Genomic DNA, 25369 nt, shown 5'->3' on the forward strand with positions numbered 1-25369 from the left:
ACAAGTGCATCTAATGTAAGCGGCAATGCCGCAGCCACGATTACCGTAACTGCCAACGATGGCGATGGCTCTGGTAACGTAAACTTAGGCACCGTAAATGTGAACATCACCGGAGTAAATGATGCGCCAACTCTAACAGCAACTGGCGGCAACCCAACCTTCGTTGAAGGTGGTGCGGCGCAGGATCTGTTTAACACTGTATCTGCATCTACCATTGAAAGTGGTGATACCTTCACCTCCATGACCCTAACGGTTACCAATGTTTCTGATGGCGCGAATGAGATATTGAGCTTCGACGGTTCTGATGTGGCTCTCACCAACGGCACCATGGTGACAACAGCCACGAATGGTTTGAGTGTTTCTGTATCGGTTACTGGTTCAACGGCAACAGTGAGCTTCTCTGGTGGAACGCTTACATCTGCGCAGTTCCAGACATTGGTGGACGCGCTCACCTACCGTAACACCAGCGACGATCCGACATCAGCTGGTAATCGTGTTGTAACGATTACAGATATTTCAGATAGTGGCGGTACAGCAAACAGCGGTGTGGATAGCGCAACACCTAATCTAGCCAGCACTGTTACAGTTACACCTGTGAACAGTGCACCAGCTATCACAGGTGTGGATAGTGAAAGCTCCACTGTTATTTCCGGAGACGGTGCAACCAATGTCGCCCTATTTGATGATGCAGCCATTACAGACGCAGATTCGAGCGACTTCAATGGCGGATTTATCACGATCGCGCAAAACACCGGCACAACTAACGGCAACTGGTCAGTGGACGGCACCACTGTTACATCAGGTGGCGATGCAACACTTTCTGCTGGTGAAACCATTCAAGTAAACGGCGTAACAGTTGGTACGGTTGATGTAACAGATGATGGTCAGGGCGGTAATGACTTTACTATCAACTTTACAACGGCCTCCGCCGATCCGTCCTCTATTTCTACGTTACTTCAGAACTTATTGTATGAAGGCCCATCTGTCGTAGATGCACGCACCTTCACACTCACGCTGAATGATAATGATGGTACAGCAAACAGTGGCGATGAAGATACCACAGCGAACTTCACTATCAATGTAAGCCCTAATCCACCGGTAATTGCTAACCTGAGCGGTGATAGCTTCACCTTCACTGAAGGTGATGATGCAACAACCTTGGATGTAGGTGATAACCTGACAATCACTGACGCTGACTCTGCTGATTTTGATGGCGGTGATCTCACCATATCCATTACAGCCAATCAAGCTGCGGAAGATAGATTAGAGATTGATACCAGCGGCAACATCAGCCTTTCGGCAGGGCAAACTGCAGGTTCAACAGTATCAGTAAGCGGTACTGTGATAGGTACGATTGACTCTGGCGCAACTGGTGGATCGAATGAAGATTTGATTATTAGCCTGAACTCAAATGCTACACCAGCAAGAGTGCAAGAGCTTCTGCGAGAAATTCAGTATAATAACGCAGATAGTAACACACCAACAGATGGTGACCGAACCATCTCTATTACACTTTCGGACGGCACAGGCGCCACATCTAATGCTGCTGACGTTACAGTAAATGTTGATCCGGTAAACACCAACCCGGTTCTGGATGCCGCTCTTCCAACAGACCTTACGTTCACGGAAGATACATCAAGCAACGTAGATCTCAGCTCATCTACTATTGGTGACCTGGACAGTGCTTCTATTACGGTAACCATTACGGCAAATGAAGGTATATTTGGTACCCCAACAGACGGTGCTGGTGTTGGTGGCGGTGTAACAGAAACACTGGTTAACAGCACAACCATCACCCTGGTTGGCTCACCGGCAGATATCAGTACCTATCTTGATACAACAAGCGCCATTACCTGGACCCCTGCAACAAATGACAACGGCGATAATACTAGCACCTTTACCGTTGCTGCGAATGATGGTGATGGCTCAGGCGATGTAACACTTGGTACTGTAAACGCTGATGTAACGGCCGTGAACGACATAGCCGTTATTTCCGGTGATGATACTTTATCAATCACAGAAGATGTTATCGGTACAGTATCTGGCGATCTCAACTCAACTGACCCGGATAATAATGATGATGTATTTCTTGCAGAAACACTGGATGGTTCATACGGACAACTTATCATTGATACCGATGGCAGCTGGACATACGATGTTGACGAAACACTGGCGGCTGTTGATCAACTGACCACTGGTGGCTCTCTCGATGACACACTTACGGTAGAAACCGAGGACGGAACCGAGCAGGATATCGTTATTACCATCACTGGCGTGGATGATGATGCAGTTCTCTCTGGTGATACATCAGCCACAATCAGTGAAACAGGCACATCAGTCAGTGGCACAATATCCCTGAGCGATGCAGATGATAGTGATCCCGTATTTGCTGATCAGGCAGCTACTATAGGTGATAATGCATTTGGTAGCTTTACGCTGGTCACTGGCCCATCATCCAGCACATGGACCTATGAAGTAAACCCAAGTCGGGTAGCAGGTCTTGATGACGGTGACACAGTAACAGATATCATTACCTATACGGCCTCAGATACTTCTACACATACCATTACCGTAACAATCACTGGTGTAGGCGAACCAGAGCCACAATCTACTGCTAACGATGATAATATTCAGCTCACAGATGAAGATGATGAAATCACGCTTCTCGGTGGCGACGATACGGTTAACGCTGGTAACGGCGATGACACCATCAATGCGCAAGAGAACGAGGATAACAATCTTCTTCTTAATGGCGGCAGAGGAGAAGATTTAATCAATGGCGGCGATGGTGATGATACACTGATTGGTGGCGAAGATTCAGACACCTTGAACGGTGGTGATGGCAACGATTTCATCCAGTTAGGCGACGATGAAGATCCGTCATCGGATATCGTGGGCAGCCGAGGACAAGGTGGTAGCGGAAACGATACCATTGATGGCGGCTTCGGTAATGATACCATTCTTGGTGGCGGCGATGATGATGAAATAGATGGCGACCGAGGACAAGATTTGTTGATTGGTGGTCAGGGTTCGGACACCATTAATGCCGGCAGGGGAGATGATCTGTCTTACGCAGGCCAGGGCGATATGGAAAATGATGACGTCAGCGGTAATGAAGGGGACGATACCCTTGGTGGCGGTGCCGGCGATGATTTGATAAACGGCGGCAGCGGTAACGATCTCCTGTGGGGGCGTCAGGGTAATGATACCGTTAATGGCGGTTCCGGTGATGATGTTATCTTCAACGGTGAAGGAAATGACACGATTGATGCCGGTACGGGCAATGATACACTTTGGGGAAGTTTCGGGAATGATACGCTCACAGGTGGCACTGGCGCAGATCACTTTGTCTTCGGCGCTGATTCCGGCAATGACCGCATCACTGATTTTGATGCCGACGAAGACATCATTGAACTCTTTGATTCTGCTCATAATTTCGCTGATGTAGATGCCCTTCTCGCAGCTGCAACCGAGGATGCTGACGGAGTACTCCTCACCCTGGGAGATGATCAGAGCATCTTTATTGCAGGCGCAAGTCTAAGTGATCTGTCGAGCAGTAACATCACGTTGCTTTAGACATATCTTTTAAAAAACAGCAAATGCCCCCTATCTCAGTCGGGGGCATTTTTCTTCACTCTTCAAAAAATTAAAGCACAGATATTTGCCTGTTCGCGCTATCAATCGCCAAACAAAATAAGCGCCTGCACCTCGGCCTTGCGCCTCAGGAATTTTTCCAAATCTTCAAGGGCACACTTTTGGGCACCCCCCATCATTTTCTGCACCCTATCGGCGACAAAAGTGAAACCTATGTGAACAGAAGTGTGAACTTTATCACGCCACTGGGCGGCATCCACATTCCCTGCCCGGCTTTTTAAAATGCTGAAAATCTGTTCCGCCCCGGCGCTGAATTGCCCTTCATAAAGCGGCCTGTATTCCCGGTTTTGGTATTCGCTCAGGTCCTTGGCGAAGAGCGCATAATGCCGCCAGCCTTCGTCCTGCTCAATCCGCTCTGAAAGCGGCTGCCCAAGCAGGATAAGAAGGTCCACATTTGAAAGCGCTTCCGCATCCACCACGCGCAGCTTTTCTTGCCGCTCCGCATCCAGCACAGCCATGCGTTTTTCAAGAATGGCTGAGAGAATAGCCTCCTTGGAACCAAAATGATAATGAATGGCGCCTGAGTTTTTCTGCCCCGCTGCTTTATTCACCTGCCTGAGCGAAAGGGTGCGCACACCACCTTCAGCAAGCAACCTTTCAGCCGCGTCAATAAGCGCAGTGCGTGTTGCGCTTGCACGTTTTCTTGTTGCGGTTTCCCGCTGCACTCCCACTGGCGCTGTTTTCGTTGTCAAAGTCCCACTTCCTTCCGGCCCCCATTTGCTTCTAGCAAACAGGTGCCGAAGGTCAAGCCGGAGCTATCACCCACCGTGTTTTAGTGCGCACCCATCTCGGCCATCGCGGCCTTCAAAGCCGCTTGGTCCATAGCACTAAACTCAAGCGCAAGCATGCGCTCAACCCGGCTTTCAATCTCGCGGATGGTTGCGCGGAAAGCATCGGCTTTCTCGGCGTCAGTTCCTTCTATTTTCGATGGGTCTTCAAGCCCCCAATGGAGCTTCAGCGTTTTTCCCATCCACACAGGGCAACTTTCGCCCGCTGCGCTATCACACACGGTTACCACCACATCAGGGGTGAAATCTTCCATATCATCCCAGCTTTTGCTTGAAAGCCCGTTTGTGGGCACGCCGTGCTCTGCCAGATAATGTTTGGTAAGCGGGTGCACTTCACCCACCGGCTGGCTGCCGGCACTGCGGGCTTCAATCTTGCCGCCGCCCATATGGTTTGTCAGCGCTTCTGAAAGCACACTGCGGCAGCGGTTATGGGTGCAGATATAAAGAATTTTCATAAGGCTTATGTCTCTAAATAATCACCAAATACACGTGCGGTAACTTTGTTGGTGCCTAAGCACCAAAGCGGAAGCTCTGTTCCCCTGCGGAGAACCGTTTTGCGCATGTTTTCACGCCTTCCCCAAACGGGCAGCTACCAGGCGGGCGGCTGTTAAAGGAAACCACAAGCGTGGTACCTTCTGGTACAGTAATAGCGCATTCACCGCCTGCGATCTGGCGGCTCGCGATCACTTGGTTAGACCGGTGGCCCCGGCCACGTTTTTTAAAGGCTTTTACCTTACCGTTTGATTTCTCGAACGAGCATGTTGCCGCCCATTTTTTCTCGCCAGAGAATTTCAGCGTAACAGATTTAAGAGGTTCCGCAGCCTGAACAGGCGCAGAAAGGGCAGCCGTCACAGCAAACGCCGTAATGATACCCCGTGAGAGAAGATATTTCATAGCTGTATCCTTAATTCATCGATATATCGAGATTAATGGATATATAAAGAAGAGTCTAGAAGGAAATATCCTCTTATCCTTCATTCGATTAATATTTTGACCATCAAAAAGACGTAACTTTCAGAAAAACAACACTCTGAAAGTTACGCTTTTTTATAGGTACTAACCACCTATGTAATGCTTGTACCTATCAGCCATAGTGCTAGAAAGCCTAACCAAGAAAAGCACCAAACTGTATACTTATTGGCAGCTTCCTAGACTTAAACTCCGCGCCCTATCACCAAATATCAAACAAATTACTGGAGGGCAGGTTTAAATCTGAAACACCGAAAAGACTCACTTCGCCGCCAAGGCCTGTCGTCAAAGTAAAACCAAAATCAGTTTCATTTACAGTAACATCTTCTCTAGATAAACCGGCGTCTGAGAAAAGAACTATATCTTCGGAAACGTTAAAATCCCGGAAAACAACATTTTCATTTCCAGAGATTTGAACGGTATCTTCCCCACCATTTCCAGTGAAAATAATAGTACTGCTACCATCTCCAATAACAACATCATTGCCACTTCCACCATAGATAATGTCAACATCCCCGCCCGTTGAATTACCCACAAGAGAAGTCGGACCAAGTTCGCCAGAGAAATCTTCAAGGAGAAGGCTATTGTCTCCCCAAGTTAACAAAAGCCCTTCATCCGTTTGTTCGCTGGAAAAATCTCCAGATTCGATATCAGCACCTAATAGAGATATCAAATCTTCAGACTCATTGAAGTTTCTGATAACATCGTCGCCGCTGTTGGGGCCAAAGGTAAAAAGTTCTGCACCATCTATTGCGTCATAGGTTTCATCTTCTTCACCAAACCTAACTAACCTAACGTTACTGTCCGTTTCCACTATTTCAGGCATATGCCAACTCCATATTGATTTGCACTGTTATTTTCGAAGGTCGAACTGGACCCTCGAATAAAAGACGCCACAGAATGGAGAAGACCCCACCTTCCTGATTTTTTAAGTGAGAAAGCGAAATAATTAGTTGGTATTAAAACTGCCACTGGCTAGAAAACCCAATGGTGCGAGGCCGAGGGGGGGTAACCTGTGTGCTATTCACCGCAGTTTCAGATACGCTTAAATTAAAAGGGTTGTTAAATGGAAAAATATTCGCCCTGCTATCAAATATATTTTCAACATAGATAGAAAACCGTAAGGTGTTCAAATTAAAGGCAATCGATGCATCCGCCTGATGAAACCCTGAAGCTTTTGGTTCACTTTCCTGATTAAAAACTAAACGGGTACTTCCAACAAAATTATATGATGCGGCAAGACTGGCATTTAAGCCAAATAATATAAAATCCTGCCGTCCTGACACATTCACTGCCAGTGCAGGAACTCCAGGTAGTCGGTTTCCCAGCCCTGTATTTGTCTGGGTATTTGTTTGTGTTATCGAAGACTGATTCCATGAGAAATTGGCTATAATTTCCCTGCTTTCCATGGGTGTATATTTTACCTCAACTTCAATCCCATAAACATTTGCATCCCCTACATTGCTGGATATAGGCAAACCATTAGTGTCAAATTCAAGTGACTGAATGTTGTTCCATGTTGAATAATAGCCGGACGTATTAATATTAAGCCCGATGTTTTCCGCCCGATATTTAAAGCCTATTTCATAGCTTGTGAGAAAATCAGGTTCAAAAAACCTCAGTCCGTCCTGTGGCCCCAGAAATATCCTATCTTCGCTCGTGCTGTCTAGAAAAACGGTCCCTCTAAATGTTGGCCCACGAAGATTGAACCCGCCCAGTCTATACCCTTTGGACACCTGACCATAAACAATAGCATTGTCATGAATCTGGTAGGAAAGAGACACTTTCGGTATAAACCCATTATCTTTAATCCCATCACGGAAAGTAATGAGGTCGCGGCTTTCTATATCACTAATGTCAGTTGACGCATTTGCCTTATAATTAAACCAGCGGAGACCTAAGGTAGATGATAGTTTATCGGTGAAATAATATGTTGCCTCGCCGAACACAGCTACTTCCTGCAAGGATTCTTCCGTATCTTCAAAAAAAGCTGCATCAACAGGGCCAAAAACACCATTCAATCCATTCCCAGGGATGGTCAGATTCGATACAGTTTCCTCAGTTCGTTTCGAAAAAAAAGTACCTGCAACGAATTCCAGACGATATCCAGTCTTTGAAGCTACATGCGTTTCATTCAAAAAGGTATTGATGCGCCGTGCCTGGAAAAAAGAACTTGGTACGTCAGGCCTCATGATTAACCGGGAAGCTGCTACAGAAGCATCAAGTGTTTGATCAATCTTTCGGTTATGCCATGTAGTTTCTGATACAAACGTTAAATCTTTTAGAGCGAAGTCTAATAAAACTCCAAACCTCTTTGACTTATTTTCAAGAGGTTCTCTTATGAAGTTAGCTCGATTTAAATCACCCAATTCAGCATCATAATAGTTACTATCATTCGATTGAAAATACTGAAGGTCTGACTTCAGAATGAGATTTAATGTCGAGGTAGGTTGTAATAAAAACGCAGATCTAGATGTCAAATATCGATTACTATTCGTGTCGGTTATACCAAGACGCAAATCATCTATATAACCGCCTTCCCGACGAAAAAATACCGAAGTACGGAAACCAATTTTATCAGATACAATTGGTAAATTAACTATAGAAGCAACATCATAAGACGGTGCACCACCCTTTGTGTGCTCGGCGCCTATAGAAAACTTCAATTCTACATCATCAAGTTTTGGCTTGTTCGGTACCAGTTTGTAGATACCGCTTATGGCACCAGAGCCATATAACGTACCTTGGGGGCCTCTCAATATTTCTATCTGTTCAATATCAACAATATTAAGCCCAGAATAAGGGGTATTATAATTTGCCCGTGAGAAATCAATATATGTGCTTACTAAAGATTGAACTCTACCGTTAAAAGCTCCATCAGATATACCTCGGATAACTATCTTATTTTGTGTACCTCGTCTGGGCACAGCATGAAGCCCCGCTGTCTTTGTAACAATATCCGAGTTCGTTAATCTTCCCAACTGTGTTTGGTTTTCAAATGTATAAACGCTTGCTGAAACAGGCAATTGAAACAGAGTTTCTGTTTTGCGCCGCGCTGAAACCAATATCTCGGTAATGTATTTTTCATTAGAGCCATCTGATAGGTTCTCGGTACTCTGCGGCTCCGATACTATAGAAGGTTGCTTAACTTCTTTATATATTTTTACAGCCCGTCCCTTGAGGGGTTCAAAGGTTAAGCCAGACCGATGCAAAAGCAGTTCAAGTCCCTCCGGGACGGTATAATAACCTTTTACAGCAACGCTCTTTCCGTCTCTATATGAAAGATGCGGTAAACTAAGCGAAATACGCGCCTGTGCGGCAAACTTACGTAAGGCTTTTGTTAGAGTAGTCTGTTCAATATCGAAATAGTGCTTCTTATCTTTTGTCTCAGCAATCGCTTCTGAAACAAAGACCAAGCAACAAACAACATACAAAAAAAAGTATCTACTTCTTGCTAAAGCAAATATGGCTGACATCCACTATTACCGGTAAATTTTTACAACTTGGTCAGTTTTCAAAACTTTGACCGATAAGCTATTTTCAAGCAATTCTAATACCGTCTGCAGATCATCTGTGTATAATATGCCTGAAAACTTCAAGGCCCTAACGGAGCTATCAAGCATCACATCTACACCAAAATATCTGTTGATATCTTGGGCTACTACCTCAAGAGAAACCTCTTCATATATCAGTTGTCCATCATGCCATGATAAAACATCATCGGCATTGACATCCAAAGCAAAACCTAACGCGCGTCCTTCGCTATGACGTAATTGCTTTCCGGCCGTTAATTGCCTGTGATCATCGCTGTTGGTTTCTGTCAGTGACACTACGTTCACCGTACCCTCAGTCACAGTAATGATTACATCACTTTTATGGCGCATTACATTGAAGATAGTTCCGGTTACTTCAATCCGTATATCACCAGCCGTTACCCAAAAAGGCTTATTATCATCTTTGGCGACATTGAAGGTAACCTCACCTCTCTGCAATACGGCACTGCGAGTTTCAGCATTGATTGCAAACTCAACCTGACTATCAATATTGATGTCTATTTGGCTTCCATCTTCCAAAAAGAGACTTTTTCGGGGTGTATCAAGAGCTTGATATATAATGGGTTCACCAACAGGGGTTTGTGCATCCTGTAAGAAAAAAGGTAAAAAGGCGAATATAAAAAATGTTGCTGCCACCAAGCCTGCCCATATGGTTTTATAATCATGGAACCAACTTCTGGCGGCTATTTCTGTGGTACCTTCAAATACCGGCTGAATAGTAACACTATCAGTATTTTTATATTCTATGTCTGCGCGGGTCAAACCATCCAGGTTCACTGCCACATCATGAAGCTTTTCATAGGCTTTTGCATGATCAGGGTTACTAGATAACCAATATGTTAACGCATCAAGATCTTCCATAGTGACTTGATCACTCTGAATCTTTGCATACCATTCAGCAGCTTCTTCTATAACTTGCGCATCTAAGTTTTTATATTGATCGTTATCCATTACATTCTGATACTTGTATTCTTGTTAAGAAGAAAAAACCTGTATCCCTTTATATAACGTCACAGCTAATTCATTACCCCACTTCAATCATAAAATTATTTCTCTCAGTGGCCATCCTTGATGTGCAACGCTATAAATTTCAACGCGCGTGACATATGTTTTTCAACAGCGCTTTTTGAAATATTCATCTTTGCAGCGACTTCAGAATATGTCAGCCCATCTATTTTGTGTGCAATAAATGCTTCTCGAGATTTTGGTGGGAGAAGATTGATCAGAGCTAAAAGTTCATCTGTTCTTTTTTTTGAATCGACAATGTTTTCAGCGTCTGGCGCATCATAAACAGGTTCACCACCAACCGATTGCACACTTACTTCACTCCATGCATGATCTCTGGCTTTTCTTCTAGCTAGCTGTCTTCGGTAGTCCAATGCTACATTATTTGTTATGCGTATCAAATAAGCTTCAGGATTGCTTAATGTTTGATTACCCGTCATTTTTTGGAGTTTTAAATACACTTCCTGCACAATATCTTCCGCAATGACTTCGTCGCGGAATTGTGCAATCAAAAACCTAAGCAGGTTTGATCTTTTTTCCAAATATAGCGCAATTAACAGTTTTTGACTGTTACTGCCCATAGTGTATTCCTCAAAAAACAACCTGAATTGATATTTTTCTTAGAATAAAATTCACTCTATAGTTGATTTTTATTCGTTGCGACATGTTATACACTGGTAAAGGTAAAACAATACAAATCTTCGTTTTCTCAACAATCAACCTTGAGTATACGCCAAAATTTCACTTTTTGAGTGTTACCGTAACAATGAATCTAATCAAATAAATACATGGTACTGCCGATAAGGTTTGAACGCCCTACCCCCGCTTATAAATCAGTGCGCTGCCATCCTTTGGTAAGTGTTTTTTCAGCTTGGGCATTTGGGTTTCAACGGAAATCAGGAACCCGTTATAGGTTCCGTGGGGCCAGTGCTCTGCCAGCATATCCATGGGGGTTGGGTCTTCCGTCATATGCATGATGCTTATCCCCTTCACGGCGCAGATAAACACGGCATCTTCTTCCGCCTTATGCTTCAGGGCTTTTCTGAACAGATGGGCTTCTTTGATTTGGGGCACTTTTTTAAGCGCGCGCAGGATGGGCTGAAGGGCCTTGTCGCTCAAGCCGTGGGGCAGCAATATATCTTCATCCAGCGTAAAAAACTCCCGCTCTTCATAAGCCTCTTTTTCTATTCGCGAGTATTCTGCGAAACGTTCCCTGAAAGCTTCTGCTTCCTCTTCCTGACCGGTGCGCTCAAGATACTCCACCGCCACCTGGGTGGCTTCCGCCATATAGCTTTCATCTGCCGCTGACGCATATTTCACCATATCAAGTCCCGTTTCATCATCCGCTTCCAGCTTTAAGGCACCCAGATAAAGGTTTGCGCGGGCATTTTTGGGGAAATGCGTGTAAAGCAGCTCGTATGCTGCCTTGAGCGCCGCGCGGTCTTCCAGCTCCGCAGATAACCAGACATGTTCCGTCAATGTATCTTCATCCGCCCTGCCCTTGGCGATGGCTTTTTTGATAGCCTTATGGCGCTTTAGGTTTGAATTCCATTCGCTGTGGATCTGTAGCCATTCATTCTGCGCTTCATCCCACCATGTTTTGGTGATCGCCTCCATAACAGGGGTGTGCGCACCGCCGAGCAGTGTGGCTGCTGCCGTCTTATCCGGCGCGGGGTAAGCTTTCAGCACACTGCCGATGGCCTCCAACCTATCATACACCGATGGATGGGTATCAACGAGGCTGGTTTCCCAACTTAGGGCATCTTCCATGATATAGGCGGTCAGACCTTCAGGCACATCCCGCATATAGGCGGCGATATCCCGGAAGGGGGAAAGATCAGGCTCCGCCAGATCGCGGGCTGTCAAAAAAACATCAGGCCAGAAATGCTGGTTGAAAACCTGCCCAGAAATGAAAATACGGCTGAGCGCACGGGCGGCTGTTTCCTGCCCAAAGGCTGCAACCATAGCCCTGTCTGCGGCATATTCATTCCGGCGGGAAAGTTCATAGCTGTAAGCCTGAAAATACGGCACAAATTTCCTGAGGAAAAGTTTCACGAAAATCCAGCTGAGCTTTTCTTCCCTGAGCGCTGTGGCGCGTAGTGTATCCCATGAATTTCTGAGGTAATATATCCAGGCGCCGCTGGCCCCGTGCCCGCCCGCCAGATGCCCCATTTCGTGGGCAATCACCGCCTCTACTTCATCTTCTGACAGGGTTTCAAGAAGCGGCAGGCCGACGGTAAGCGTGGTGCGCGGCAGCCACAGGAAACGGGACGCAGATTTTTGGTGAATGCTGGCGTTAAACTGATCATCAATCATCAGTGTGTGGATTTTGGGCGCGCCCACCGCCTTGCGCACACGTTCAACCGTTTGCCACAGTTCAGGGCTTTCGTCCCTCTGGATTTCAAAACCCATATCTGTTTGCTGTGGCGGTTTAAGTGCTTTCACCACACCATAAAGAAAATACCCAAGGGGCAGCACAATCACCTTCCCAAAGGCGAGACCGTATTTCCCAACCATGAAAGAAACAACCAGCGCCGTGATACCAAACCCACCAAGAAACAGCAGTGACAGCGGGATGATGCTGATACCAAACAAGCCGAGGAGCTTTACCTTCAGCGTATAAAGAAACAGGTTTTTCTTTGAGCTTTTCTCAAGCCTTTTGGCCAATTTCTGCATCTTTGGGTTTTCGCTCCAGTGCAGAATGGGTGCTTCGTCCTCTTCACGGACATTCAGCTCAAACGCCAATACATAAAGCAGGAGGAAAAAGCCCCACGCAAACAAGAGAAAGGATCGCAGCGTAAAATAAACGCCGAACAGCTCATAGGGTGCCGAATATTCATCCGCCATGGAAGCCAGCACATAAGGCACATATGTATCAGTGGTTTTATACATAACCGCTTTGGTGCCAAACAGCGCCCGCCAATCCCGTGACGGAGCAAGCACACGCAGGCTTTCTCCCCCTTCTTCAGCCACCGTGAAAACATAGATGTGGAGTAGTTCCATTTCGCTGCGGTTTTCAGCGATTTCCACCTCAAGCGGAATGCTGAGATCAGCCTTCATGAACAAAAGAACCTGCTCATGCTCACCGCGGATGCCGTATAGAAGGAACACGGCAAAAAGCGCCGGCAAAACGGAAAATAAAAAGCGGATACCCACCATCACCAGTTTTGCCTTAAGCATAAGCCCCCACCGTAAAAGATTGTAAAATTCACTATTAGAGGTAGATATACTTCCTGTGCCCGTCAAATAAAACAATTGGGAACCCCCTCCCTATGCCTCACATAGAAATGGTGCCGCTTGAAAGCGTGGCAGAGGAAGTGCTTTTAACGCTGATGAATGAGCCGCAGGTGCGCGCCTTTATGCCGCTGCTTCCGGTGCCCTTCACGGCTGAACAGTGCCGCGCGTTTGTCGCTGCCAAGCAAGCGCTGTGGGCAAAGCACGGCTATGGCCCTTTCGCCTTTATCATCGGTGGTGCCTTCGCGGGATGGGGCGGTTTGCAGGATGAAGACGGGGACGCAGATTTCGCCCTTGTGCTTTCGCCCAAATTCTGGGGTTGGGGACGGCAGATTTTTATGCGCGTGGCGGATCATGCCTTCCGCGAATGGGAGATACCTTCCATCACCATCCTGTTTCCGCCAAACCGCACCAACAGCGGTGCTTTAAGCCGTGTTGGTTTCATAGCTGACGGTGAGAGCACAATAGGCGGCGAAGCCTTCCTTAAATTCCGTCTGACCCGCGAGACATGGCTTGAGCACAGCAAAACACGCCTATGAAGCTGAAAACTGCCCGCTAAACACCAGGGCGCAGCCCATTTACTGCGCCTTAGTTTAAAGCAATATGATTTAACTACGCTGCGGATACTGACCATCTACACAGATTATATAATTTAAACCCAGTGACGGCTGCATATTTTCATGTGCCGTGTTACCACCCGCTTCACCAGACTGCATTGTTGACGCTGTGTCTAATGTAGTTACTGGTACATCACCAGACGCGACTGAACTTGTTTTAGTAGAGAAGTTCAATGCATGATTATGCACAGGCATCTCTTGCACAGTTAAAGTAACATTTTCCACACCACGCTGAGCCCCCAGCACGCTTGGGCTTAATCCTGGTCCATTCCCTACACCAAGAGCCACCCGACCTCTCATGTCAGGGAGAGCAAATGTACGACGCCCATCACCACCGTATGTATAGCTAATTACAGAGAAGAGCATTTCATTGTGGTCAATTTGTAAGACTTGCCCATCACAAAAGGCCCATTTTTCAGGTGCAAAGTTACCAGCCCATAATCTTACTTCACCAATAGTTCCATCATTTAATGACATAAATATTCCCCAATAATTGTATAATACCACATATAACTGTACACCATCTTAGACCTCACACAATGGTGGAAAATGGTTTTCTAACGGAAGAAAAATACAAATGAACACGGTACAAAAGCCAAGGCGCGGTAAGACCATGCGGGATGGATATACTAATTTATGAAAGATAAATGGTGCTGCCGAGAAGATTTGAACTTCCGGCCTCTCCCTTACCAAGGGAGTGCTCTACCCCTGAGCTACGGCAGCACTTTATAAGGCAGGTTGCACGTGTTGTGCAGGGCGGTCTATTGCCATATGTATAGCGTGCGTGCAAGCAAAAACATACGCAGGTTTGCAAATTCTCCTTGCCCGTCCATGGCAATTTTTCCTATGAGCAAGAGAGGAAAACATAGGGACAATACCTCCATGGCGGATGAGACAGATAAAAAGGCGGAAAAAGCGGCAATGAAAGCCAAGGACCGTCCTTCGGAAAAGCTGAAATCAGATGATAAGCAGGCCCGGCTTGCCGAAGCCCTACGCGCCAACCTGAGACGCCGCAAAAGCCAATCCCGCGAACGTAAGGACGACTGAAGATTGTTGACCTTTTGGTCAGCCCCAGCCGTTGATATACCTAAGCTTCAAGCATTTCACAGGTGTGTGAATTCTTCCTTGTGCATGCCTGGTTTCTGGCCTACTACTTAGGGCTATATTCAGTAAATTTATAAAAATCCGGGAGAGCGCACATGGCTATTATGTCTGATAAATGGATCAGGGAAATGTCACAACAGCACGGCATGATCGAACCATTTGTAGATGGCCAGGTGCGGGACGATAATATTTCTTACGGGCTATCTTCTTACGGCTATGATGCGCGGGTAGCGCCTGAGTTCAAGATTTTCACCAATGTGGATAGCGCTGTAGTGGACCCGAAGAATTTCTCTGACAAAAGCTTTGTGGACCGCGACACAGATGTGTGTGTGATCCCGCCAAACAGTTTTGCGCTCGCGCGCACTGTGGAATATTTCCGTATTCCCAAAGATGTGCTGACAATCTGCTTAGGTAAATCCACATACGCGCGCTGCGGCATTATTGTGAATGTAACGCCGCTTGAACCGGGCTGGGAAGGTCATGTAACGCTTGAGTTTTCGAACACCACACCACTGCCCGCAAAAATTTATGCCAACGAAGGCGCGTGTCAGTTCCTGTTCCTTCAAGGCAATGAGCCGTGTGAAGTGGCTTACAGCGACCGTTCAGGCAAATATCAGGGCCAACGGGGCGTAACACTGCCGAAACTATAGGCTACTCTTTCTTCCGAGACTAAAAAAAACTGGCCCGACATGCGGGGGGAACCGTGCCGGGCCAGCCGCGAGGTTGGCATAGAGCGTATGCAGGTTATAGGGGTTCCTGCATTAGAAGCTGTACGCCAATCCGATACCTGCCATCAGGTTATGTCGTTTACTTACAATCGGGCTATCAGCTGCCTGCGCGGGCAAACGCTCGGCTGTTGCATTCAGAAGCACGGACCAACCACCACTGATGGGATATGTGGCAGAGGCATCAAGGAACGGATACCAACCGCTTTCCACTTCATAGAGCGCAAAACCAGCGGCGCTATCAACCGCCCTCACACCGTAGAGGAATGTCCCAAGTTCTGATGAGCGGTGGCTCGCGCCTGCGTCCATGTTCAGGAATAGCGGCCCAATCGCCCCCTGCCACGTGCCGCCAAAGGTAAACTCTTCCCCTTCATGGGCGTTTGTTACATCCTTGAGAAACTGTCCATAGAGAGAGAATTCACCATGGGTATAGGAAGCATGAGCACCCACTTCAAAGGCGAAGTCACGGTCAAAATCGTTCAGGCGGTCATCGTTTGCGAAATCAATCTCTGAAATACGAAGTGAACCAACAGCTGAGAAACTGAAAGGCCCCGTATCAAACGGGTGCAAGTAAAGATTTGTCGTTTCAAATGTCAGATACTCATTCTGGTAAAAGATAAACGGCATCGGCAGGATTTGTGGCTTACCGATAAGAGCAGATTGCCCACCACCTGTAAACACACCCACGGTGAGTGTGCTGGATGGTTGTTCCTGCTCGCTTTCCTGCGCGTTCGCAGCAGCAGGCAGTATAGCCATGAGCATCAATGCTCCAAGTCCTCGTGTCGTAACTCGCATTTTTATTCTCCTGAAACTCAAAAACCTTGGAACTTGAGCTACTGGAGATTTAGGTATCAGGCGACCTGACCGAACGAACAGGACACCGATCCGTACGATCAGGACATGGTTTTACGGTCTTTCCGGTACTGAGCAGGGGATGTTTCCGTATGTTTTTTAAAAGCAGCACTGAAAGTGGAACGGCTGTTAAAGCCCACTGCATAAGCAATATCGATAGTTGCCTGATCTGTAGACGTTAATATCTCACATGCTTCGGTAATGCGGCAGCCATTGATATAATCATAAAAATTCAGGCCGATTTCATCCCTCAAAGTTTCAGAAATATGGTGGGTGGAAACCCCTATGGCATCGCTTAATTTCCTGAGTGTCAGATCAGCATCTCGGTAAAGATGGTCCTCATCCACCGCATGGCGGATTTTCCTGGCAATACGTTCGCGCCTGTCGTCTGACACCTGCTTTTTCAGTGGCTTTGCTTCTTCCGTCTGTTCCTGTTTTTCTTCGCCAAGCTTCATACCCGCAAAAACACGGTCCTGCCGAATACCGTATATACTAAAGGCCATCAGCCAAGCCGCCGTGACGAAATGCAGAACCCCCATCATGGCATCTTGCAAATGCAAGAAATCAGAAACACCAAGAAGCCACATAAGGATGAGTAACAAGATATAGTTCCTAAGCCAAATAAGCCTGCGGTTCTCAAGGTTTGAGAAATAGGATTTCACGCGCTTGTCGTGCCTGAGTATTCTGCGTACAGAAAGCCCAATATAAACCGCGCCCTGTAGCATCATAAGAAGATGGTGAATTTTACTGAGTTTGAGAACAAGTGGGTCACCCACCTCTGGCAGGCTCGCATATGTGCTTACCTGCAAAAGCTTCATTTCAGGCGAGGAGAACTGTATCGGCAATTCAAGAAGCAATATACCACCCGCGAAAATCCAGTGCCAACGAGACACTTCCTTCAGGCTCCAACGCCTGCGGGCACTAATTGCAACCACATAAAAATATAGGCTGGGTATAAGAAGCGGAGACCAAACAGTAGGCCAACCAATAATCATAGGATAACGCGCAAAAACCCCAGACCGTTCCAAAAATTCTGTAAAGAACCATGCGCCTAAAAGGATAAAGACACAGCCCAGCATCTGATAATGTATGCGTGTTTCTGACCGCTCAGAAAAAAGATACAGCACCATAAAGAGGCTGTGAAATCCAAGGGCAGCAGAGAGATATGGTACAAAATTTATGTCTGTCATAGGGCCACTGTTTTCAGGATTTTGTATCTGATAGTGATGGTTAGCAGCTAATTGCTGATTAAGGCAACAATCTGTTCTTTGGAATGGTTTCGCATCTTACGGCAAACTTTCGTCAATAAATTCTCACAAACGACTTTACATTGCCCACTTGCTGCCGCTATTGCGGGGGAATGTAGCTGCAATAAAAATCGCAGATTAAGGGTAAGATTTATGGAAAAACTGGTTATCAGAGGCGGAAAAAAGCTTGAAGGCACTATTCCTATCAGCGGCGCGAAAAATGCAGCACTGCCGCTTATGTGCACCCCGCTTTTAACCGATGAACCAGTTACGCTTACCAACCTTCCGCGTCTTGCCGATATCAGTACGCTGTCTGACTTGTTGAACCATCTGGGTGTCACCATCACTATTGAAGGCGGCAAGGGCGGTAAAATCCGTGGCCGCAGCCTTACTTTCTCTGCGGGTAATATCGCGGATACGGTTGCCCCCTATGATATGGTGCGGAAAATGCGCGCTTCTATTCTCGTGCTTGGCCCTCTGGTAGCCCGCGCAGGTGAAGCAATTGTTTCGCTGCCCGGTGGCTGTGCTATTGGTAACCGCCCTATTGACCTGCACCTCAAGGCCCTTGAAGCCATTGGTGCGAAGATTGAACTTGAGAATGGATACGTCCGTGCAAGTGCACCAGAAGGCCTAAAAGGCGGTACAGTGCGCTTCCCCTTTGTTTCTGTGGGAGCCACAGAAAATATCCTTATGGCAGCAGCTCTCGCCAAAGGCACAACAATCATTGAAAATGCTGCTCGTGAACCTGAAATCGCTGATCTCGCCAAATGCCTTAATGCAATGGGCGCAAAAATCACCGGTGCTGGCCACGAAACCATTACCGTGGAAGGTGTGGAAAAACTCCACGGCTGTACCCACGATGTCATTCCTGACCGGGTGGAAGCTGGGTCTTATGCGGTCGCTGCGCTTATGACCCGCGGCAATATTCTTCTTGAAGGCGCGAAGGCTGAGCATATGCAAGCGGCCCTTGATGTACTCACAGAAGCTGGTGCTATTGTCTCGGAAGAAGAAAACGGTGTTCGGGTTAAATCAAATGGTCATTTGGGTGGTTTCAATATTGTAACCCAACCCTTCCCGGGCTTCCCAACAGATATGCAGGCCCAGTTTATGGCACTAGCTGCTGTATCTGACGGTGCGAGTGTGATTAATGAAGCCATTTTTGAAAACCGTTATATGCACGTGCCTGAACTAAGCCGGTTAGGCGCAGATATCACTGTGTCTGGCTCAAGCGCTACCGTGCGCGGCGTTGATAAGCTGGTGGGCGCACCCGTTATGGCGACAGACCTCAGAGCCAGCATGAGCCTTGCGCTTGCGGGATTGGTGGCTGAAGGTGAGACTCATGTGAATCGCCTATACCATCTGGACCGGGGCTATGAACGCCTTGAAGAAAAACTCCGTCAGGTAGGCGCGGATATTGAGCGCGTTCCAACCTAAACGCGCTCAAAACACAGAAAATTTAGTGGAATCCAACAATTCTTTTTGAACCTTCGCGCCTTCATCACTACATTGCACCTGTTGGCTGAATTGATTGGACCATTTGTATGTCAAAACCACAAAGCGACATTTTGAAACTTGTTGCACAAAACCCCGATGATCTAACCGTCATCTCTGCGCTTTTGCAGGATATGGTAATCAGGGTTGGCGATATTGCCTGGTTGCCTGAAGAAAAACGCTTCGCAGCTGTTGGCAACCGCTACCGCTGGGAAAAGAAACGCCTGTTCCGCAAACCAAAAGGTGAGCGTATCAGAACCGGCTTCCACTTCTCCAGTGTAAACAGCGCTCAATTGAGCGGGATTGATCTATCTGAAAAGGAAAGCTTTCTTGAGCTTCTAAGCGTGGAAGCAGTAGAAAGCGACGCTGGCTTTTTTGTGATTTTGAATTTTGCGGGTGGTCCGGCAATTAAACTTGCTGTCGAAGCGATTGATGCAGTGGCATCTGATTTATCAGAAGGCTGGGAAGCAATCGCTCGCCCAACACATTCACTGTAACAACACATAGCTACGAACGTTTAAAGTTATATCCAAACAGAACTGGATCCCCCAATGGAACTAAGCCAAAAATTGGTTCTTGCCCTGCCGAAGGGCCGAATTCTGGAAGAAGTAATGCCACTGGTGCACGCTGCAGGCATTATCCCTGAAGATGATTTCACAAACCCGAAATCTCGCAAACTGGAATTTGAAACCAACATCAAACATCTAAACATCATCCGTGTTAGAGCATTTGATGCGGCAACATTTGTTGCCTTTGGCGCTGCCCATTTTGGCGTGGTTGGCAATGATGTTCTGCAAGAATTCGGGTATAGTGATCTTTATTCCCCGCTTGATCTGAATATTGGCCACTGCCGCCTGTCGCTTGCCATGCCTGAAGATGATTGCGAAGAGGACCCGCGTGAATGGTCCCACATTCGTGTGGCAACCAAATACCCGAACCTCACCCGGGAATATTATGCGAACCGCGGCGTGCAGGCAGAATGCATTAAACTAAACGGTGCAATGGAACTTGCCCCAAAGCTTGGGCTTTCCCGCCGTATCGTAGACCTTGTTTCCACAGGTGGTACGCTGCGCGCAAACCAACTGAAGGAAGTTGAAGTCTTGACCCATATTACCTCACGGCTGGTGGTGAACCGGCCGGCGTTTAAAACGCGCCCAAAGGAGGTAAATTACTGGATTGATAGATTTAGAGAGGCTCTCGACAATGGTTCTGCGGCTTAATACAAAAAATTCTGATTTCGAAAGCGCGTTTGAAGCCCTTCTGGGCATGAAGCGCGAAAGCTCTTCTGACGTGAGTGATACCGTACGCGGCATTATCAAAGATGTGCAGGAACGCGGCGATGAAGCACTTTTGGAGCTAACAACAAAGTTTGACCGGTTTGATGCAGCAGCAAAAGGACTACGCATCACTGAGGCTGAAATCGAAGCAGCCTGCACGCAGGTAGACGTTGATACAATGCGTGCGCTCGAAGTAGCGGCTGACCGGATAAAATCTTTTCACGTGAAACAGTTACCGGAAAATCTCGATTATATCGACGAGGTAGGTGTAAGGCTGGGCCAACACTGGAAAGCCGTTGAGGCAGCAGGCCTTTATGTGCCGGGCGGGCTTGCTAGTTATCCCTCATCTGTGTTGATGAACGCAATCCCTGCGAAGGTTGCGGGCGTTGACCGCCTTGTGATGGTGGTACCAACCCCTGATGACGAACTGAGCCCGCTGGTTCTCGCCGCAGCCAAACTTGCTGGTGTGACTGAGATTTACCGCATTGGCGGAGCACAAGCGGTCGCAGCACTGGCATACGGTACAGATACCATCAAGCCTGTGGATAAAATTGTTGGCCCGGGCAATGCCTTTGTTGCAGAAGCCAAGCGCCAAGTATTCGGTAAAGTGGGGATCGACAGCATCGCAGGCCCAAGTGAAATTCTTGTGGTGGCTGATGATAAAAATGACCCACGTTGGATTGCCGCTGATCTTCTGTCACAAGCAGAGCATGATACGGCCGCACAGAGCATCCTGATTACCGACAGTGAAAAATATGCTGAAATGGTAATTGGCGCCGTTGAAGATCATTTGGCGTCGCTTGACCGCAGAGATATCGCGCTTGAAAGCTGGACCAATTACGGCGCAGTTATCGTGGTTGATGATCTTGAAAACAGCATCCCACTGATTGACCGCTTGGCAGCAGAACACCTTGAGCTGGCTGTGGACAACCCTTCTGAAATGCAGGAAAAAATCCGCAACGCTGGTGCTATCTTCCTTGGAAGACACACTCCAGAGGCTATTGGCGATTATGTGGCAGGGCCAAACCACGTGCTGCCAACCGCGCGCACAGCAAGATTTTCTGGCGGTCTGAGCGTTTACGATTTTATGAAACGTACTACTTTTGTTGGTTGCACTGAAGAAAGCCTTCGTGCAATCGGCCCTTCTGCTGTTAGGTTAGCGGAAGAAGAAGGCTTGGGGGCGCATGCGCTCTCTGTGGCCATCAGGCTTGAGGAAACAAAGTAACGAGGCCTATGAGCAAGAAACTCGTAGATGTAACGCTGGATGAAAGCACCATTGTGCGCTGGAGTGCCGATATTGAGCACGAGCGCCGCATTGCCATTTATGATCTTCTTGAAGAAAACAGCTTTGATCTGGTTCAAACATCGGATCAAAGCTACACAGGCCCCTATAAACTGCATTTGGGTATTATCGAAGGCAGGCTCGCTTTTGATGTGCAAGCAGAAGATCAAAGCCCATTGATGTCGTTCCGCTTAGCCGTTACACCGTTCCGCCGGATTATCCGCGAATATTTCGCGATCTGTGACAGCTATTATGAAGCGATTAAATCTGCAAGCCCATCACAGATTGAAGCCATTGATATGGGCCGTCGCGGTCTCCATAACGAAGGTAGCGAACTACTGAAAGAGCGGCTCGACGGCAAGATCGAGATTGATCACCAAACCGCAAGGCGGCTGTTTACCCTTGTATGTGTACTCCACTTAAAAGACGGACGAGGACCACGCTAATGACCAAGCTTAAAAGCATCCTCTTTGTCTGTAACCAGAATGCGGTAAGAAGCCCAATGGCCAGCGCCCTTGCTTCCAAGCACAGCAAACGCCGTGTGTTTGTAGAATCAAGCGGCTTGATCGCTGGCGCCCTTGATCCCTTCTCTGTTTCTGCGATGGCCGAAATCGGCATTGATATCGCGGATCATAACCCGAAAACACTTGCTGATGTGGATATCACTCTCTTTGATCTGGTGATTACACTTACAGAAGAAAGCCGGGATATGATCACTAGCAAATACCCGGATGTCGCCCTGGAATTTTGGGCAACACCTGACCCATCAGACGCAGAAGGTAACCGTGATCAAGTGATGGATAGTTACCGTCTGGTGCGTGATCACCTTGAAACGCGAATCGCTGATCGCCTTCAATTCGAAGGCGCATAAGCAACTTTTGCGCTATTTCTCATCGCTCCAATGATGCAAAAAAACCGCTGTTCGCAGATATTTAACCAATTTATTCTATATTTTTCATAGGAAATTGCAGCAAAGCTGTTGCAATTAAGCTTTAACGAGGCCATGAATATGGCCGAATTTGAAAGGGCCAAAGCCACAACAAGGAGCCATAATGGCAAAAGAAGAAGTACTCGAGATGCGCGGCACAGTTACAGAACTGCTGCCTAACGCAATGTTCCGTGTAAAGCTTGAGAATGACCACGAGATCCTCGGCCACACAGCTGGCAAGATGCGCAAAAACCGCATTCGTGTTCTAGCGGGCGATGACGTTCTCGTTGAAATGACACCTTACGACCTGACTAAAGGCCGTATCACATACCGCTTCAAATAAGCACTTCGGTGGCTGACGTGACCACCAAGCTTGTTGAACCGGGAGCTTCTCCAGTAGGTTTGATACTAGCGTCCGCATCTCCGCGGCGATTAGACCTGCTTGACCAAATTGGCGTGACACCTTCCGCCATTATCCCCGCTGATATTGATGAAACCCCGTTTGACCGTGAGATGCCAAAAGCCCACGCAGAACGGCTTGCGCATGAGAAAGCCGCCAAGGTTGCTGAAAGCAAAAGCGGTAGCCTGATTTTGGCAGCTGACACAGTTGTTGCAGTAGGGAAACGCATCCTGCCTAAAGCAGAAGATGAAAGAACTGCGCGAGAGTGCCTTGCCTTGCTTTCAGGCAGACGGCACAAGGTAATCTCTGGTATTTCACTTATTTTGCCTTGCGGGAAACAGCATACTAAATCCGTTTCCACAGTTGTTGCTTTCAAGCGCCTCTCCCATGAGGATACAGAGCGCTATATCACAAGCGGCGAATGGGACGGCAAAGCTGGCGGTTACGCCATTCAGGGTCTGGGCGCTACATTCGTGCGCTTTATTTCAGGCTCATACAGCAATGTGGTAGGCTTGCCGCTCTTTGAAGTGGGCAGTTGGCTGAACGCACATATGGAAACACACCCATAATGAACAACGGTTTTACCATTATTGAACCCGGTATTGGCCAGTGGCGCAGTGCTGATATTGATGCTGACGAACTGCCAGTTGCACTTCGCTTTCATGAAAGCGTTGCGATCAGCCCCTTGGAGGCTGTGTTCGACGCCCGTGTAACCAATGTAGATCACGCTCTTGATATGGCATTCCTTGATTTAGGAAACGGTCTGATGGGTGCCCTTAATTTCCGCCGGGCAAGGCTTCTTGTGAAAGGGCAAGTAGGCGGCATTGGTGACTGCGTTCAGGAAGGCCAAGCCCTAAGGGTGCAGGTGATAGCCGAACCTTCTTCCATTGAAGACGGCAAAGCGCTGAGTGTAAGCGTACGCCCACGCGTTACAGGCCGCTATCTGGTGGCAGAAACAGGTGGCGCACGTCTTAATTTCTCAAAAGACCTGCCACCGCGTACGCTAAAGGCACTGAAGGAAGACTTAAGTCCGTTTGCTGCGAATGCAGCTATCATCGTGCGTTCTCGTGCCGTGGATATTGAACCAGCAGCTGTACTCGCGGAAGCAAAACGCCTCACAAAGGCTTTAAGCAGCCCTGTTGGTGAACCGGGCCTTGTGTTCAGCTACTCTGAAGCAGAGCGTGCCCTTCTAACTGCACCAGACAGCGATCTGCCTATTATGATTGAAGGCGGTAGTTTTGCGGCTGATGTGAAGAAGCTCGCAAAATCCCAGTGGCCTGACCTGCTACCGCGCATCAAAGGTTATGACGGCAAAAATGCCTTCGAAGAATTAGGCGTGAACGAATCGATCGAAGAATCGCTGGCTGACCGTATTGACCTGCCGTCTGGTGGTTGGATTTCCATCACACCAACACCTGCCATGACAGTGGTTGATGTGAATATGGGCAGCGCGCTTAAGCATATGAATGCGGGAGAAGCCAAGCTCGTAGTGAATATGGAAGCTACAATGGCCATCGCTCACCACCTGCAATTTCAGGACATTGGCGGCCTTATTGTGGTGGATTATATTGATATGTCTGGCAAAGGGCATGCACGGGAGCTGATGCAGCTTATTGAACGCACCATGCGGGAAGACCGGGTACCTGTTCAGCATACAGGCATTTCCACCTTCGGGCTTGTTGAGTTTACCCGCAAGCGCAGTGGCTTGTCGCTCCGCGACCGGATGCAGCGGCAACGCACACCTGTAGCACGAGATATGGCAACAGCCCTGGATACACTCCAGAAAGCGCAAGCCGCTGGTCTTTCAGCTGAACCCGGAAAGCTGGTGATTAAACTGCCACAAAATGCCATGAGCTGGTTGATTACAAACGATTCTCTTCTGGATGCTCTTGAAGCAAGCACTCAGCGCCAGCTTGATATCAGCCCCGGTGAAAAAACAGAGGTTTATATCCGTCATGACTGAAGCCAAAAAACAGGGCGCAAAATGCCCTCAATGCAGCAAACCAACAGATCATAAATTCCGCCCTTTCTGCTCAAAACGCTGCGCAGACGTGGATTTAGGCAAGTGGTTCTCTGAGGGATATGTGCTTCCGGGCGATACGGAAATCCCCGATGAGTTGGTTGAAGAATAGTGTCTCAGGCTTTTAAAGCGGCGCCTCAGAAAAATAATCGCAAAAAAAATGTAATAGGTGCTGGACAGGGGTCAAAATATTAGCTAAACACCCCCTCGCACCTCGGGGCA

Annotated in this window: 25 protein-coding genes and 1 tRNA gene; 14 read left to right on the forward strand and 12 right to left on the reverse strand. The window is 47.6% G+C overall.

Annotation, left to right across the window (positions count from 1 at the left end; translation table 11 throughout):
* Window positions 1-3576, forward strand: a 3576-nt coding sequence (locus MF542_RS14845; RefSeq protein ID WP_247020849.1) for a beta strand repeat-containing protein, incomplete at its 5' end; no start/stop codon positions are given.
* A 101-nt stretch (window positions 3577-3677) separates the two neighbouring features.
* Here MF542_RS14845 and MF542_RS14850 read toward each other — a convergent pair.
* The 8 genes from MF542_RS14850 to MF542_RS14885 form a co-directional block, all read right to left on the reverse strand.
* Window positions 3678-4346, reverse strand: coding sequence for a TetR/AcrR family transcriptional regulator (locus MF542_RS14850; RefSeq protein ID WP_247020851.1), 669 nt, complete (start codon window positions 4344-4346; stop codon window positions 3678-3680).
* An 80-nt stretch (window positions 4347-4426) separates the two neighbouring features.
* Window positions 4427-4897 carry an arsenate reductase ArsC gene (locus MF542_RS14855; RefSeq protein WP_247020853.1) on the reverse strand — a complete coding sequence of 157 codons (471 nt, stop codon included), beginning with the start codon at window positions 4895-4897 and terminating at the stop codon, window positions 4427-4429.
* 55 nt (window positions 4898-4952) lie between these two features.
* Window positions 4953-5336 carry a hypothetical protein gene (locus MF542_RS14860; RefSeq protein WP_247020855.1) on the reverse strand — a complete coding sequence of 128 codons (384 nt, stop codon included), beginning with the start codon at window positions 5334-5336 and terminating at the stop codon, window positions 4953-4955.
* 277 nt (window positions 5337-5613) lie between these two features.
* Entirely contained in the window at window positions 5614-6237 is a 624-nt protein-coding gene (locus MF542_RS14865; RefSeq protein ID WP_247020857.1) for a hypothetical protein, read from the reverse strand.
* Window positions 6238-6370: 133 nt separating this feature from the next.
* Window positions 6371-8887: a TonB-dependent receptor gene (locus MF542_RS14870; RefSeq protein ID WP_247020859.1), complete on the reverse strand. Its 2517-nt coding sequence runs from the start codon at window positions 8885-8887 to the stop codon at window positions 6371-6373.
* Window positions 8888-8893: 6 nt separating this feature from the next.
* A complete protein-coding gene (locus tag MF542_RS14875; protein WP_247020861.1) occupies window positions 8894-9916 on the reverse strand; it encodes a FecR family protein in 1023 nt (340 codons plus the stop codon).
* A gap of 104 nt (window positions 9917-10020) precedes the next feature.
* Entirely contained in the window at window positions 10021-10551 is a 531-nt protein-coding gene (locus tag MF542_RS14880; RefSeq protein WP_247020863.1) for an RNA polymerase sigma factor, read from the reverse strand.
* Window positions 10552-10786: 235 nt separating this feature from the next.
* Window positions 10787-13150: a M48 family metallopeptidase gene (locus MF542_RS14885; protein WP_247020865.1), complete on the reverse strand. Its 2364-nt coding sequence runs from the start codon at window positions 13148-13150 to the stop codon at window positions 10787-10789.
* A gap of 92 nt (window positions 13151-13242) precedes the next feature.
* Here MF542_RS14885 and MF542_RS14890 point away from each other — a divergent pair, with 92 nt between their 5' ends.
* The gene (locus tag MF542_RS14890) at window positions 13243-13743 is read left to right on the forward strand and encodes a GNAT family N-acetyltransferase (RefSeq protein ID WP_247020867.1); all 501 of its coding nucleotides are present in this window, start codon (window positions 13243-13245) and stop codon (window positions 13741-13743) included.
* Between the two features lie 69 nt (window positions 13744-13812).
* On the opposite strand, the gene MF542_RS14895 is transcribed toward MF542_RS14890, so the two are convergent.
* Together MF542_RS14895 and MF542_RS14900 are read right to left on the reverse strand one after the other, a co-directional pair.
* Window positions 13813-14298 (reverse strand): phage tail protein, encoded by a 486-nt coding sequence (locus tag MF542_RS14895; protein WP_247020869.1) that lies wholly within the window; start codon window positions 14296-14298, stop codon window positions 13813-13815.
* 171 nt (window positions 14299-14469) lie between these two features.
* A tRNA-Thr gene (locus tag MF542_RS14900) sits at window positions 14470-14544 on the reverse strand.
* A gap of 159 nt (window positions 14545-14703) precedes the next feature.
* On the opposite strand from MF542_RS14900, the gene MF542_RS14905 reads away from it, so the two are divergent.
* Together MF542_RS14905 and dcd are read left to right on the forward strand one after the other, a co-directional pair.
* Window positions 14704-14868, forward strand: coding sequence for a hypothetical protein (locus tag MF542_RS14905; RefSeq protein WP_247020871.1), 165 nt, complete (start codon window positions 14704-14706; stop codon window positions 14866-14868).
* Between the two features lie 152 nt (window positions 14869-15020).
* Window positions 15021-15575, forward strand: a complete 555-nt coding sequence (gene dcd / locus MF542_RS14910; protein ID WP_247020873.1) for a dCTP deaminase — start codon at window positions 15021-15023, stop codon at window positions 15573-15575.
* Window positions 15576-15686: 111 nt separating this feature from the next.
* On the opposite strand, the gene MF542_RS14915 is transcribed toward dcd, so the two are convergent.
* A complete protein-coding gene (locus MF542_RS14915) occupies window positions 15687-16445 on the reverse strand; it encodes a MipA/OmpV family protein (protein ID WP_247020876.1) in 759 nt (252 codons plus the stop codon).
* Between the two features lie 98 nt (window positions 16446-16543).
* Entirely contained in the window at window positions 16544-17692 is a 1149-nt protein-coding gene (locus tag MF542_RS14920) for a helix-turn-helix transcriptional regulator (RefSeq protein WP_247020878.1), read from the reverse strand.
* 210 nt (window positions 17693-17902) lie between these two features.
* Between MF542_RS14920 and murA the strand changes: the two genes are divergently transcribed.
* From murA to MF542_RS14970, 10 genes are all read left to right on the forward strand, one after another.
* Window positions 17903-19183, forward strand: a complete 1281-nt coding sequence (murA, locus tag MF542_RS14925) for a UDP-N-acetylglucosamine 1-carboxyvinyltransferase (protein ID WP_247020880.1) — start codon at window positions 17903-17905, stop codon at window positions 19181-19183.
* A gap of 107 nt (window positions 19184-19290) precedes the next feature.
* On the forward strand, window positions 19291-19737 hold the full coding sequence (locus MF542_RS14930) for a DUF2948 family protein (RefSeq protein WP_247020882.1): 447 nt from the start codon (window positions 19291-19293) through the stop codon (window positions 19735-19737).
* Window positions 19738-19791: 54 nt separating this feature from the next.
* Window positions 19792-20460, forward strand: coding sequence for an ATP phosphoribosyltransferase (hisG, locus tag MF542_RS14935; RefSeq protein WP_247020884.1), 669 nt, complete (start codon window positions 19792-19794; stop codon window positions 20458-20460).
* A complete protein-coding gene (gene hisD / locus MF542_RS14940; protein WP_247020886.1) occupies window positions 20444-21742 on the forward strand; it encodes a histidinol dehydrogenase in 1299 nt (432 codons plus the stop codon). Before hisG ends, hisD begins: the two co-directional genes overlap by 17 nt.
* A gap of 8 nt (window positions 21743-21750) precedes the next feature.
* Window positions 21751-22245 (forward strand): UPF0262 family protein, encoded by a 495-nt coding sequence (locus tag MF542_RS14945; protein WP_247020888.1) that lies wholly within the window; start codon window positions 21751-21753, stop codon window positions 22243-22245.
* On the forward strand, window positions 22245-22670 hold the full coding sequence (locus MF542_RS14950) for an arsenate reductase ArsC (protein ID WP_247020889.1): 426 nt from the start codon (window positions 22245-22247) through the stop codon (window positions 22668-22670). The genes MF542_RS14945 and MF542_RS14950 overlap by 1 nt, the downstream gene beginning before the upstream one ends.
* Before the next feature lie 181 nt (window positions 22671-22851).
* Window positions 22852-23070 carry a translation initiation factor IF-1 gene (gene infA / locus MF542_RS14955; protein ID WP_247020891.1) on the forward strand — a complete coding sequence of 73 codons (219 nt, stop codon included), beginning with the start codon at window positions 22852-22854 and terminating at the stop codon, window positions 23068-23070.
* 17 nt (window positions 23071-23087) lie between these two features.
* Window positions 23088-23696, forward strand: a complete 609-nt coding sequence (locus MF542_RS14960) for a Maf family protein (RefSeq protein WP_247020893.1) — start codon at window positions 23088-23090, stop codon at window positions 23694-23696.
* A complete protein-coding gene (locus MF542_RS14965; RefSeq protein ID WP_247020895.1) occupies window positions 23696-25090 on the forward strand; it encodes a ribonuclease E/G in 1395 nt (464 codons plus the stop codon). Before MF542_RS14960 ends, MF542_RS14965 begins: the two co-directional genes overlap by 1 nt.
* Window positions 25083-25259: a DNA gyrase inhibitor YacG gene (locus MF542_RS14970; protein WP_247020897.1), complete on the forward strand. Its 177-nt coding sequence runs from the start codon at window positions 25083-25085 to the stop codon at window positions 25257-25259. Before MF542_RS14965 ends, MF542_RS14970 begins: the two co-directional genes overlap by 8 nt.
* Window positions 25260-25369: the final 110 nt, after the last annotated feature.

The organism is Kordiimonas laminariae, from assembly GCF_023008165.1.
Classification (GTDB): Bacteria; Pseudomonadota; Alphaproteobacteria; order Sphingomonadales; family Kordiimonadaceae; genus Kordiimonas; species Kordiimonas laminariae.